Source organism: Hymenobacter nivis (assembly GCF_003149515.1).
Taxonomy (GTDB): domain Bacteria; phylum Bacteroidota; class Bacteroidia; order Cytophagales; family Hymenobacteraceae; genus Hymenobacter; species Hymenobacter nivis.
In genome coordinates this window covers 2,264,728-2,276,890 of the sequence record NZ_CP029145.1, presented here as the reverse complement: position 1 = coordinate 2,276,890, position 12,163 = coordinate 2,264,728, and the positions used below count along the sequence as shown (strand labels likewise).

The following is a 12,163-nucleotide window of genomic DNA, read 5'->3' as shown; positions in this document are numbered from 1 at the left end:
GTTCTACCCAACCTACTCCACCACCAGCTTCTTTGTAATCAGGCCCTTGCTGGTGAATAGCTGCAAGGTATATACGCCCGCGGCCAGGCCGGCCAGGTCGAGGGGGCGGGCGGTGGCAGCGGCGGCCGGGGGCCCTTCGCGGCGCACGGTGCGGCCGGTGGCGTCCACCACGGCCAGGGGCGCGGCCAGCAGCGCGGCCGGGGCGCGGAGCACGTAGCGCCCGCCCGGGCCGGGGTTGGGCGCCACGGTGAGGGCAGCGGCCAGGGCCGCATCGCGGGTGGCGGTGGCTGTGCCGGTAAAGGCCACATCGTCGATTTGGAACACGGTGCCCGCTGTGCCGCCCGTGGGGGCCCCAGTTGAGATGTTAATCAGGCCGGAGCCGAAGCTTACGTGTACCGAGTCGGGCGTGGCTGACGACGCGTAGACGAGCGGCACTTGGGCCAGCGCGTAGGCCGACGTGACGGTGGTAAACTTCTGCGCGCCGACGGCCACGATCACCGACTGGCCGTTGACGCTCCGCGTGAGCGATACTTCGGTAAACGCGCCGTTGATGGCTACTGGGGGCTGGGCGCCCGTCAGCTTGTAATAGAATTGCAGCGTGGTGGGCCGCCCGGTGAAGGGCAGGCCGGCGGGTGCGGCGGCGGTGAGGGCCCCCAGCTTGGTGCCGAGCGTCACGCCCCCAGGCACGATGCCGAACAGGGTCGCCTTGGTTTCGAGGCGCAGGGCGTAGGTGCCGCCGTGGGTGTCGGTCGTTTTCGTGAAGGTGCCCGTAGCGAAACGGATGGGCGACAGCGCGCCGATGACCTCATCAATCGTGAGCCAGCCGGTGGGCGAGTCGACGCCGTTGCGGGCGGCCCAGGCTTCGAAGTTGCCGTTGGCCACGGCCTGGGCGCGGGCCGGGGCCCCGGCGGCGAAGAGCAGCCCCACGGCCAGCCCGGTGCGGAAAAGTTTTTTCATGGGATATCAGCAGGAAAACGGAGGATGTGGCAAAGCTGCTCAGGAAAGGTTACTGCACGTCATGCTGAACGCAGTGAAGCATCTCTGCCGCTTCGTTGAACGGCTCAGACGACGCAGTAGAGATGCTTCACTGCGTTCAGCATGACGTGCAGTAGCCTTCCTAAACAACTGCCTTAGCAAAGCTACGCTCGGCGTCGGTATGCTTATATTCTGACAACTTAATATTTGTCCGGCCGCTGCCGAAACCCTGGGGCCCCTGGTGGCCCGTGCCTACCTTGGCCAATATGAACATTCTTCGGCTTGGGGGCCCCGGGGCCCGCGCGGCGGCCGTACTGCTGGCGCTGCTGGCGGGGGCCCTCGCGCCCCGCACCGCCGGGGCCCAAGGCCTGCACTGGGGCAACCTGCTGCGCCAGCTACTGCGCCGCAACACCGCCGTGCTGGGCCGCGTGCTGGCCCACCCGGCCGCCTACCGCGTCCAGATTTTGTACACCCGCATCCGGCGCGACGCCCGGGGCCGGCCCCACTTCCGCCGCTACGGCTACCGGCTGCGGCCCCGCGAGTACTTCTACCCCGCCAGCACCGTGAAGCTGCCCACCGCCGCCCTGGCCCTGGCGCGGCTGCGCGCCTTGGGGCCCCAGGCGCCCGGCCTCACCGCCGATTCGCCCATGCTGACGGACTCAGCCTTTGCCGGCCAAACGCGGGTGCGGCGCGACACCAGCAGCGCCAGCGGCCGCCCTACCGTGGCTAACTATGTGCGCAAAGTGCTGCTCGTGAGCGACAACGATGCCTACAACCGCCTTTATGAGTTGGTGGGCCCCGGGGCCCTGCAAGCCGGCCTGCGGCGGCTGGGCCTGCGCCGCACCCGTATCGTGGGCCGCCTGGCGGTGGGCGACGCGCCGCCCGGCTCGCTCCATACCAACCCGGTCAGCTTCTGCGCCGATACGGCCGCCCGCCAGCTGCTGTACCGCCAGCCCGCCGCCTGCTGGCCGGGGCCCGTGCCGCACTGGCGCCTGCGCGGCATGGCCATTGGCCGGGCCCACGTGGTGGGCGCTGCGGTGGTGCCGGGGCCCCTAAACCTCAGCCAGAAGAACATCTTCCCACTGCGCGACCAGCAGCGGGCCCTGCGCGCCGTGCTCTTTCCCGAAACGCTGCCCGCCCGCCGCCGCCTGGCCCTGGCCCCGGCCGACTACACCCTGCTGCGCACAGCGATGGGGGAGGCCCCCGCCGCCAGCCCGCACCCGCGCTATGACGCTGCCCACTACCCGGCCACCTACGCCAAATTTTTGCTGGGCGGGGGCGGGCAGGCCGCGCTGCCGCCGGGCGTGCAGGTGTTCAACAAAATTGGCCAAGCCTACGGCTTCCTCATTGACAACGCCTACGTGGCCGATTCGGCGCGGGGCGTCGAGTTCCTGCTCAGCGCCGTGGTGTACGTAAACGCCAACGGCACCCTCAACGACGACCAATACGAGTACGACGCCATTGGCTTCCCGTTTTTGCGCGAGTTGGGGCGGCGTGTGTACGAGGCTGAGTGCCGGCGCAAACGGCCGTAGCTGGCGGGGCCCTGTGCGGCGGCGCGGGTCTTTTCCACTCCCTCCATAAAACCAACGACCATGAAAAAACCTGCATTCCTCGCCGCCCTGGCCTTGGGCACCGCGCTGCTGGGCGGCTGCGAAAACAAGAGCGGCGGCGACGGTGACTCCACCCGCTAAGGCTCGCCGGGCTCCGATACTACCAACCCCAGCTCGAAGATGAGCGCCGCCGGGGCCGACTCGGCCGCCGTGCCCCGCGCCGGCAGCGCTGCTTCGGCTCCGCGCTAGCCCACTGGGCCCCCAGCGGGCCAGCCCGGCAGCTGGCGGTAGGCGCGTAGCTCGCAAGCTCTTGGCAAAAAATAAGTGTTTCCCGGGCTATGCGCCGGCCGGAATTGTCCGTATAGCCCGGTACGTTTTTTCAAACAGTCCTTCTTCTCAGCCAACTTCTTATGAAACTCTCCCAGATTTCCCTGGCCGCTGTGCTGGGCAGCGCGTTGCTCAGCGGTTGCAATAGCAAAGGCACGAGCGAAACCAGCACCAGCACTACCACCAGCACCGACGCGGCGGCCTCGTCGCCCATGTCCATTTCTCCGGCTGACACGACAGTTACAGCGGAAGCCACCGACGCCGGCAAGCCTAGTAGCACGCTGCCCGCCGGCAGCACTACCAGCGGCAATACGAACCCCAAGGGCACGGGCCCCGGTACCGGTATAGCCGCACCCGGTAGCTCGCCTACCAACTAGGGCCCCGGCGCAATTTTAATCAGCGAAACGGGCAGGCGGCCACAGACGGGCGCCTGCCCGCTCCGTCGTTTTTTTAGTTGTCAGTTATTAGTTGTCAGTCAATGCAATATGTATTTGCTGACAACGAGCAACTGCCAACTGCCAACTGCCAACTGACAGCTCAGATCCAGTGCTTGAGGTACTGGTATACCTCGGGGTGGGTGAGCAGGCCGCTGTGGTGCTGCTGCTGGAACTCGGCGGTGCGCACGCTGGTGCCGGGCGGCAGGGCGGCTTCGTTGCCAAAAATATCGGCTCCCTGGGCGCTGCCGCGGCTCACCAGGCCGTCGCCGAAGTACTGGCGCAGGGCGGCCGGCCGGTTGGTTTTCAGCCACGAGCCCATGAGCAGGTGGTAGGCCACGCCGGGCAGCAGCGGCACCGCGGTGCGGGGCGGGGCCAGGTCATCGGCGTGGGCGTCCTGCCAGTCCTCGTCCACCAAAATGGAGCGGCGCAGGTCCTTGATGCCGTTGCTGCGCTGGTTGAGGGCGTTGCTCAAAAACCGGGTCGGAAACAAGTCGATGCGCTTAAGCAAATGGGCCGCAAAGTGGCTGTTCTGCTCCAGCCACGAGCCGTCGTTGGGCGTGCCCAGCAGAAACACGGCCCGTAAATGGGCCAGCCAGGGGGCGCCTTCAGTTAAAAGGTGGGAGTTAATAGTTAAAGGCTGGCCAGGCTCTTTGGCGTTGGGTTCCGGAGTTTTTAGCGGCTCGCTTTTAACTTCTAACTGCCCACCGCTGCTCCCGTAATACCCGGCCGAGCGGATGATGAGGCCGCCCATGCTGTGCCCCACCAGCACCAGCTTGCCGAGGGCGTCGGGGTAGGCGGTGGCCAGCTCAGAGAGGAGGCAGTTGAGTTCGCGTCCGTTTTCGGAGAGGTGCAGGCCGGAGTTGAAGCGTATGTAGAGGGCGCGCACGCCGGCCTCGGCGGCCAGGCGGGGGCCGTAGCGGCGGTAGTCGGGCGCGTCGGCAAAGCCGGTTTGCCAAATCTGCTCGTCGCCCATCAGGCCGTGCAAAAACACCACCGTTTGCTGGCGGGGGGCCCGCAGGCCCAGAGCCGCCACCGATACGTCGTGGCCGTCCACGCGGAAGCTCATGCGCAGGGCGCGCGGGTCGTAGCGGGCGGCCAGCTGGTCGCCCAGGGCCCCGTTGAGCACGGGCAGGAAAAAATGCTGGTGGGCGCGCGCCGAGCCCACCAGGTAGGCGGCGCCCCGCACTGGGGCGGTGGCCACGCGGCCCGCAGCCGCCAGGGCGCGGCGCAGGCGGGAGGGCTGGCCTTCGGGGGGAAGTTCGGGCATGGCAACTGGGGGAGACGGAGCGGAAAATTACGCCCGAAACCGGCCGCGCCGGGCAGCAGTCCGATCAGAATCTACGTACTTTGAGGTTAAATACTCTTTACCGTTCCGCTCATGAACCGCACCCTCCTCCTCGCCCTGGTTTTGCTGGGCACCGCCCCAGTCCTCACCAGCTGCGATTACGCCAAGTACAGCCCGGGCATCAATACGGCCCCCAAAGCCAACTTCAGCTGGACGCCCACCTGGCGCACCTCCGACGTAATGCGCGACAGCATCAGCGAGCGCCAGCGCGTGGAGCCAGCCGGTGGCGAAGGCTCGGCCGCAGCCATAAAAAAAGGCACCGTGCAGGACCAGATCAACTCGGCCCCCGCCGGCAGCAGCGTCGCCTCGCCCCAGTCGGCCAATGGCAAGCTGGCCCCCGTGGCCGACCAGTCGACCAGCAACAGCAAAACGCCGGTTGACAAAACCCAGGCCCCTAAATAGTGGCGTTTTGGCTTTCGGCTGTTCGCTGATGGCTTTTGTTTGGAATAAAGCCCGTGGCCCGTCCGGCCGCGGGCTTTTTTGCGTCCGGTTAAGGTGGATTTTGGGCAACTGATAGGTAGTGATTAGTGCAGCGTTAAAAACTTTGTAGTCTGTTTTGTAGCGCTGCACTATTACCTCGCTTAAAGCACGGACCCTGGCCTGAGAAGTGCGCTGGCATAATTCTCAGGCCAGGGTCCGGTCCGCCGGCTTTTTCAGTCAGCCGGCCGGTTGCCCCGCCGCCATTTGTTTGCCTTGCCGAGAATCGGTCGGCTGGCTGAAAAAGCCGGCGGTCCGGCCGTAACCAGGCTGTACCCTGACCTGCGAATTGCGCTAAGCTGAACTATGGCCCGCCGCCTGGGCCCGCCGCCACGGCCATGCCCCCGGGGCCCCGGGGGCATGGCCGTGGCGGCGGGCCCAGGCGTAAACAAAGCAAGGCCAACTGGCTGGTTCTGCCATTTTTCCCCGTCCGATGTTCTCCAACCACGCTTCGCGGGCCAGCACGCCCGATTCTATGTCCGTAGTGCCCAGCTTGTGGGTGCTGCGCGACGTGTTCGTGAACCTCTATTACGCGGCCGTGGCCCCTGCGCAGCCGCAGGGCCCCTGGGTGCTGATTGACGCCGGCCTGCCCGGCTCGGCCGGGAAAATCCAGCGCCGCGCCAACGAGGTATTTTGGGCCACGCCGCCGGTGGCCATCCTACTCATCAACAGTTACTTAAACCACGTGAGCGCCCTGCCAGGTTTGCTCGCCGCCTGGCAGGGCGCTCATGTGCACCCCCACCCGCTGGAGCTGCCCTGCCTCACCAGCCGCTCCAGCTACCCGCCGCCCAACCCCACGGTGAGCGGCGGGGCCATGGCGTACCTCTCGTTTCTGTACCCCAAAAAACTGCTCAACCTGGGGCCCCGGGTGCAGGCGCTGCTGGCCGATGGGAGCGTGCCCGGCCTGCCCTGCTGGCGCTGGCTGCACACGCCGGGCCACACGTTCGGGCACGTATCCTTCTCCCGGGAGGAAGACCGGGTACTGGTGGCGGGTGACGCCTTTACTACCGTGGTGGAGCGCCCGGCGGGCCTGGTGCCCGAGGTGGCCGCCACCGGCCACGACATCGCCATGCACGGCCCCGCCCTGCGCGAGCAGCTGCTGCAACTGGCCCGAAAATTCGACGAGGTAGCCCGGCCGAAAATTGGCCGCTACGTCCACACGCCCGCCACGGCTGATGCCAGCGGCGTGCGCTCGGTGCCGCCGCCGGTGGCCACCCCCTGGGCCAAAGGCTTGCTCGTGGCCGGGGCCCTGGCGAGCGTTGCGCTGCTGCTGGCCCGAGGCACGCAAAAGAAGCGCCGTTCGGCAAAAAGTGCTAATAAGCTCCAAAACCCCGACCGCTACGCCGAGCGCGCCCGCCGCCAACGCCCGGCCGATTAGCCGTTGCGGCGGCCGAAGCCAGCTTTAGCCCAACGCGGAAAGCGCCCGCCCGGGGCCCCAGGCGGGCGCTTCAAACCAATTAAAAAAGACGAATTAAAAAATCTGACGGGCAGATTTTTTAATTCGTCTTTTTTAATTGGTTTCAAAACTGCGCTACTCGGCCACCGGGGGCTTGCCGGGCCGGGCGTAGCCAAAGCGTACGGGCGGCGCTACTTCGTGGTAGCCGTCGAGGCCCGAGATGGCGGCCGTGCCCATGCTCACCAAGTCGAGGGTGCCGTCGTCGCGCAGGCCGGCGGTGCGCAGGTACACGTGCTCGACGGTGCCCACCACCAGCACCGTGCCGTTGCTGATGGCGTGTTCTTCCAGGAAGCGCATGCCGATGCTGACGGCGCTTTCGGCCACGTAGGGGGCCGGAAAGCCGTCGTGGTACTCCGCCGTGAAGCCGCAGGCTTCAAATTCTGAGATGCCGGACGGGAAATCGGCCGATGTGTAGTGGGCCGCCGCCAGCTTGGTCGTGGGCACGTGGTTGAGAGTGTAGCAGCCGCTGTCCTTGAGGTTCTGGTAGGTGTGGCGCGGCACGGTGGTGGGGCGCGTAACCAAGCCCAGCAGGGGCGGGTTGGAGCCCAGGTGAATCACCGAGCTGAAAATGGCCAGGTTGGGGAAGCCGTCGGGTGCGGCCGTGCCCACCAGGTTGGCCGATTTAAAGCCCGGCAGGCCGTTGACGAAGTTGAGGCGGTAAACCTTCTCGAAGCCGTGAATATCGGCGGCGGTGATGTGGCGCATTTTTTCAATTAACAGTTAGCAATTATCAGTAAACAGCTAGCAGAGGTTTTCTGCTCCGGTTTCGGGTTCAGCGATACTTACCAACCCGGTCTAGGCCCAGGCGGTTGTGCTGCACGTGCAGCAGCAAGGCAAAAATGCACAAGCCGTAAAGCAATTGGGTGCCCACGGTGGCCCACTGCTCCAGCAGGCTACTACCGAGCACCAGGCGCATCAGCACCAGCATGGCCGCCACCAGCGCCGGGCGGGTGAGCAGGCCGATAAGCAGCAGCAGCCCAATGCTGCCCTCCACAAACGGCAGAGCCAGCGCGTAGGGCCCCCCAGCGCCGTGCCCACAAACTGCTCCAGCAGCCCCGCCTGAAACGCCGCCAGCTTGGGCAGCCGCACCAGCAGATGGGATAGAAAGGCTACACCCAGCAGCCAGCGGCCCGTTACGAAGGCCCATTCGGCGTTGGTGAGGTTCATAAATGGCATAGGGTAGGCAAATAATGATTTTTCCCACGCGTTCAACGCAACATGGTTAGCACAACTGGCATAAAAGCCCCGTTGTGCTCAAGCCTTTAGGAGAATTGCGTGGATTGACCAAGGGATTATCTTATGAAATTTTTTTCCTCACAGCTTCTGCGCTTACTTAGTAGCAATTAGTGTGTTTATTCAATAGAGTTTCTGAATTATTGTCCGCTAATCACTTTACATCATCAAACACTTGCAAGTCTTTAATGATGTAAAATCTGAAAAACACGATACATAAGCCTTTTTTTTGGTTGTCCTCACGCTCTAGCTTCTGTTCGTTGTAAATGAAAATTTCTGTTGTAATTCCTACATACAAGCGCGCGGGCTTATTGCTGGAGGCCCTCGATTCTTGCCTCAAGCAAACCCTTTTGCCCTACGAAATCATTATTGGCGACGATTCGCCGGACGATGAGACGCAAATGGTGGTGCAAGCCTTGCGCCATGACTCGCCGATTATTGTGCGCTACGTGCACAATGTGCCGTCGCTGAAGCAAGCCCGCAACGTAAACATGTTGTTCAGCCTGGTGGAAGGCGATAAAGTGATGTTGCTTCACGACGACGACCTGCTGCTGCCCGACGCGCTGGAAACGCTTAGCGCCGTGTTTGCCGAGGACCCGGTGCTGAAGGTGGCTTACGGTAAGCAGTACATTATCGCCGAAAACGGCGAGATTGACTTTGAGGGCTCCGAAACCCTGAACCGCGACTACTACCGCGAGCCGCAGTACGAAGGCTCGGTGCTGACACCGCTGGAAGCCGGACTGAGTAGCCAATTTCCGTGCGACGGCTACCTGATCGACGCCGAAACTATCAAGCAAGTGCCGTACGACGTAGCTGCCGGCGACGCGTGCGACTACAGTTTTGGCCTTAGCGTGGGACTGCAGAGCGCGAAGACGTACTTCGTAAACAAGTATACCAGCAAGTACCGCATCACGGCCGAAGCCATTTCCAAGGGCTCGGCCAACGACGCCACCTACCAGTCGTTCGAGCTCATTAAGAATACGCCCGTGAAAACGCCGCGGGCCAAGGCCATTCGGAAGCGCCGGCTGTTAGAAAAAGCCCCGATTGCCATCACGGAGTGCGTGAACACCGGCCGCCGCCAGGAAGCCGTGAAGATTTACTTTAGCGAGTGGTACCGCCCCCGGATTCTGACCCTGGCCGGCCTTAAGCGTATGGCCTACATTATGTTCAAGTAGTAGCCAGCCTAAACCATATTGGCTCCCAGGGCCCTAAAAAAGGCCGGGGCCGTGCAGTGCACGGCCCCGGCCTTTTTTAGGGCCCTGGCGTAGCACTACCGCTCCAGCTTGAAGCCGGGCTCGCGGGCGGGGGGCGCGGTGCGGTTGGCCACGGCCCAGCCGGTGAGGTACATCCACTGCGTCATTTTCGTCAGCTTAGTGTAGTCGATGCGGCTGGCCTCGTCGCGCGGGGTGTGGTAATCTACGTGCAGCAGCGAGGTGTACATGATGGCCGGAACGCCCAGGCGGGCGTAGGGCAGGTGGTCGGAGCGGAAGTACCAGCCCTCGGGGTGGGTGGCCTTGTCCCACTCCGTATCGAGCTTGAACTTGGGGCCCTGCTGGTTGGCGGCCAGGGCGGTGTTCACCAGATCGGACGAGTTGCGGTGGGGTGGCGTGGAGCCCAGCAGCGCGGCGCTGTCGGCGGCGTTGCGGCCCATCATCTCGGCGTTCAGCACGGCCACGATGCTCTTTTCGGGCACCGTGGGGTGGGCCGAGTAGTAGCGCGAGCCAATCAGGCCGCGCTCCTCGGCGCCGTGGTACACGAACAGGGCCGAGCGGCGGGCCGGCTGCTGCTTGAAGGCCCGCATGATGGCCAGCAGCGCCGCGCAGCCCGTGGCGTTGTCGTCGGCGCCGTTGTAGATGGAGTCGCCGGCCACCGGGGCCCGGGTGCCGTCGTGGTCCTGGTGGGTGCTGAAGAGCACGTACTCGCTCTTGAGCTGGGCGTCGGTGCCGGGCATTTTGGCCACGATGTTCACCGACGGGTAGGCGAAGGTCTCCACCTTCAAATCGGCCACGAACTGCTGGCCCGCCTGCTGCACCCAGCTCAGGGCGCTGGCCGGCAGCCACACGGTGGGGGCCTGGCTCAGCACCCGGAGGTTGGCATCGCCGGGGAGGCCGTAGTTGCCGCGCTCAAAAATGTGGCCCCAGTGGTCGTACACGGCCTCGGCCTTGGCATCCGACACGAACACGATAGCCACTGCACCCGCCTTCAGCAGGTCGGCGGCCTGGGTGCGCAGCTTGCCAAACAGGTAGCGCCGGTAGCTAACGCCGTCGGTGGGCGCGCCCGAAATCTGGAGTGCCACGGCCTTGCCTTTGATGTCTACTTTGGCCAGCTCCTCGGGCGTGGCGGTGCCCACGTACACCAGCGGCGCGTTCACAGCGGCGTTGACGGGGGTTACAATGGCGGCGTCGTGGTTCACGCGCAACTGGTGGGTGCCCATGCTCAGCGTGCTGCTTTTGGTGAGGCGCGTGCGCTGGAGCTGGAAAAACTGGAAGTATGTGCCGTCGTCGCCGGCCGGCAGCATCCCCGTTTCGCGGATGCGGTCGGCGAGCCACGCGCTGGCCTTCAGCTCGTCCAGGGTGCCGCCCTCGCGGCCGCGGAAGTGGTCGTCGGCCAGCGCAAACAAGTCGCGCTTGATGTCTGCCTGGCGGATGGCGCTCTCGGCGTTAGTCGCGGGCTTGCGGGCGGCGGGTTTCTTTTGGGCGGTGGCGGCCAGCGGTGCGGCCAGGGTCAGGCCAGCCAGCAGCCAGCCGGCGGTAGTGCGGAAAAAGGGGGTCATACGGACGGATACGGGGTGAAAGAAAGACAACGAGCCCGGCCGCCGGCAGGAGCCGGCGGCCGGTTTTTTTGTAAACCTAACCGGCAAAACGCGCCGGGCCAATCCAAATAAGCCAATAGCAAAAATAAAAAACGTTATGCCGCCCCGGGGCCCACGTAAACCTGCTCGTGCTGGCGCGTCGCCACCAAGGCAAACAGCGTCACGTTCACGGCCATCAGGGCCACCGAAAACCAGTAGAAGTTGGCTCCGTGCAAGCCGGCCAGCCAGCCGCCCCGCGCAATGCTGCCGTTCAGCAGGCTCAGCCCGAAGTTGGCCGCCGCGATGGTGAGCACCCATAAAGCCGTGGTGAGGCTTTTGAGGGCCCGGGGCGCGTGGGTGTAGGCATACTCCAAGCCCGTGATGGCCACCGTGATAACGCCGCTCACCAGCACGCAGTAGGCCAGCACCTGCCACCACGCCGAGGGGTGGCCGCCGGCATCCACGCCGCGCTGCACCCCGCCGATGATGAGCACCGCCAGCGCCGCCACCACCATGCCCGCGCCCATGCGCCGCAGCGGCGTCACGTGCAGTCCGCGTCGGGCCAGGGCTGGGTAAATGCCGTAGGTGAGCAGCGGATTCATGCCGATGCCGAACACGATGCCCGCCAGCTGCAGCTGCTCGGCCAGCGGCGTGAAGCCCGGCCACAGCTCCCGGTTGAGGTGCGTGGCCTGCAGCACCCACTCCGAGGAGCTTTGCTCGTTCAGCATCCACAGCGCCGGCACGAAGGCAAACACGGCGAGGATGCGCCGCAGGGCCGCCCGGCCCTCCCCGGGCCCCAGGGTCTGGCGCAGCCCGGCCCGAAAGCCGGTGGGCGGCACGCGCACGTACCGCCGCCGGCCCAGCCAAAAGGTGAGGGCGGCGGTGGCCATCAGCAAGCCCGGCACGCCAAAGGCCACGGCGGGCCCGAAGTGCTGGTAGAGCAGCGGCGTAATCACCGTGGCCAGCGCCGCGCCCACGTCGATGCTCATCTGAAACCAGCCGTAGGCCTTGGGTAGGAGGGAGGCGTTGGCCTGGGTGAACTGGTCGCCCAGGTTGGCCGACACGCTCGATTTGATGCCGCCCATGCCCACGGCCACCACCAGCAACCCCAGCCGAAAGCCGGCCAAATCATCGCTGAATGCGGCCAGCAGCGCGTGCCCGCCGCAGTACAAAATCGACAAATACAGAATGATGCGGTACTTGCCCAGCACCCAGTCGGCCAGCAGGGCCCCCACCACCGGCAGCGCGTAGCCCAGCGCCGCGAACGAGTGCACCAGCTCGTTGGCCCGCGCCTCGGCTCCGGCCGTTAGGGCCCCGGCGTGGGTGGGGTTGAAGAACTGCGCCACCAGAAACGTGGGCAGGATGGTGAGCATGCCGTAGTAGCTGAACCGCTCGGCTACCTCGCTGCCGATGATGAACGGCAGCGCTTTAGGAAAGACGGCGGGCGCGGCAGGCGCGGCGGGATGGGACATGCGGGGGTGCTAGCGAATGGAATGGTGGGGCGGGCCATGGCCCGCAGGGAGTTGCGGGCCAGGTAGTTGCGGAAGGGGGTATTGTGATGGCCGCCGGGCT

General features: G+C 65.1%; 11 protein-coding genes. 5 read left to right on the top strand and 6 right to left on the bottom strand.

Features of this window, described 5'->3' with window-relative positions; all coding sequences use genetic code 11:
* Positions 1–12: 12 nt before the first annotated feature.
* Positions 13–957: a T9SS type A sorting domain-containing protein gene (locus DDQ68_RS10105; protein WP_109656184.1), complete on the bottom strand. Its 945-nt coding sequence runs from the start codon at positions 955–957 to the stop codon at positions 13–15.
* A 284-nt stretch (positions 958–1,241) separates the two neighbouring features.
* On the opposite strand from DDQ68_RS10105, the gene DDQ68_RS10100 reads away from it, so the two are divergent.
* On the top strand, positions 1,242–2,507 hold the full coding sequence (locus DDQ68_RS10100; RefSeq protein WP_109656183.1) for a serine hydrolase: 1,266 nt from the start codon (positions 1,242–1,244) through the stop codon (positions 2,505–2,507).
* A 428-nt stretch (positions 2,508–2,935) separates the two neighbouring features.
* Positions 2,936–3,229, top strand: a complete 294-nt coding sequence (locus tag DDQ68_RS10095) for a hypothetical protein (RefSeq protein WP_109656182.1) — start codon at positions 2,936–2,938, stop codon at positions 3,227–3,229.
* Positions 3,230–3,389: 160 nt separating this feature from the next.
* Here the strand turns inward: DDQ68_RS10095 and DDQ68_RS10090 are convergent, their stop codons facing one another.
* Positions 3,390–4,556, bottom strand: coding sequence for an esterase/lipase family protein (locus DDQ68_RS10090; protein WP_109656181.1), 1,167 nt, complete (start codon positions 4,554–4,556; stop codon positions 3,390–3,392).
* 111 nt (positions 4,557–4,667) lie between these two features.
* On the opposite strand from DDQ68_RS10090, the gene DDQ68_RS10085 reads away from it, so the two are divergent.
* On the top strand, positions 4,668–5,036 hold the full coding sequence (locus DDQ68_RS10085; RefSeq protein ID WP_109656180.1) for a hypothetical protein: 369 nt from the start codon (positions 4,668–4,670) through the stop codon (positions 5,034–5,036).
* 508 nt (positions 5,037–5,544) lie between these two features.
* Positions 5,545–6,489, top strand: a complete 945-nt coding sequence (locus tag DDQ68_RS10080; RefSeq protein ID WP_109656179.1) for an MBL fold metallo-hydrolase — start codon at positions 5,545–5,547, stop codon at positions 6,487–6,489.
* A gap of 153 nt (positions 6,490–6,642) precedes the next feature.
* Here DDQ68_RS10080 and DDQ68_RS10075 read toward each other — a convergent pair whose 3' ends face one another.
* Both DDQ68_RS10075 and DDQ68_RS10070 read right to left on the bottom strand, forming a co-directional pair.
* Entirely contained in the window at positions 6,643–7,272 is a 630-nt protein-coding gene (locus DDQ68_RS10075) for a flavin reductase family protein (RefSeq protein ID WP_109656178.1), read from the bottom strand.
* A 67-nt stretch (positions 7,273–7,339) separates the two neighbouring features.
* Positions 7,340–7,561 carry a hypothetical protein gene (locus DDQ68_RS10070; protein ID WP_109656177.1) on the bottom strand — a complete coding sequence of 74 codons (222 nt, stop codon included), beginning with the start codon at positions 7,559–7,561 and terminating at the stop codon, positions 7,340–7,342.
* A gap of 505 nt (positions 7,562–8,066) precedes the next feature.
* On the opposite strand from DDQ68_RS10070, the gene DDQ68_RS10065 reads away from it, so the two are divergent.
* Complete coding sequence (locus DDQ68_RS10065; RefSeq protein WP_109656176.1) at positions 8,067–8,975, top strand: glycosyltransferase family 2 protein; 909 nt, start codon at positions 8,067–8,069, stop codon at positions 8,973–8,975.
* A 95-nt stretch (positions 8,976–9,070) separates the two neighbouring features.
* Here the strand turns inward: DDQ68_RS10065 and DDQ68_RS10060 are convergent, their stop codons facing one another.
* Positions 9,071–10,573, bottom strand: coding sequence for a M28 family peptidase (locus tag DDQ68_RS10060; protein ID WP_109656175.1), 1,503 nt, complete (start codon positions 10,571–10,573; stop codon positions 9,071–9,073).
* A 134-nt stretch (positions 10,574–10,707) separates the two neighbouring features.
* Complete coding sequence (locus tag DDQ68_RS10055) at positions 10,708–12,063, bottom strand: POT-type proton-dependent oligopeptide transporter (protein WP_109656174.1); 1,356 nt, start codon at positions 12,061–12,063, stop codon at positions 10,708–10,710.
* Positions 12,064–12,163 lie beyond the last annotated feature (100 nt).

Coding starts and splice junctions, on each gene's coding strand:
- DDQ68_RS10105 (WP_109656184.1), bottom strand. CDS start 957: ATGAAAAAACTTTTCCGCACCGGGCTGGCCGTGGGGCTGCTCTTCGCC.
- DDQ68_RS10100 (WP_109656183.1), top strand. CDS start 1,242: ATGAACATTCTTCGGCTTGGGGGCCCCGGGGCCCGCGCGGCGGCCGTA.
- DDQ68_RS10095 (WP_109656182.1), top strand. CDS start 2,936: ATGAAACTCTCCCAGATTTCCCTGGCCGCTGTGCTGGGCAGCGCGTTG.
- DDQ68_RS10090 (WP_109656181.1), bottom strand. CDS start 4,556: ATGCCCGAACTTCCCCCCGAAGGCCAGCCCTCCCGCCTGCGCCGCGCC.
- DDQ68_RS10085 (WP_109656180.1), top strand. CDS start 4,668: ATGAACCGCACCCTCCTCCTCGCCCTGGTTTTGCTGGGCACCGCCCCA.
- DDQ68_RS10080 (WP_109656179.1), top strand. CDS start 5,545: ATGTTCTCCAACCACGCTTCGCGGGCCAGCACGCCCGATTCTATGTCC.
- DDQ68_RS10075 (WP_109656178.1), bottom strand. CDS start 7,272: ATGCGCCACATCACCGCCGCCGATATTCACGGCTTCGAGAAGGTTTAC.
- DDQ68_RS10065 (WP_109656176.1), top strand. CDS start 8,067: ATGAAAATTTCTGTTGTAATTCCTACATACAAGCGCGCGGGCTTATTG.
- DDQ68_RS10060 (WP_109656175.1), bottom strand. CDS start 10,573: ATGACCCCCTTTTTCCGCACTACCGCCGGCTGGCTGCTGGCTGGCCTG.
- DDQ68_RS10055 (WP_109656174.1), bottom strand. CDS start 12,063: ATGTCCCATCCCGCCGCGCCTGCCGCGCCCGCCGTCTTTCCTAAAGCG.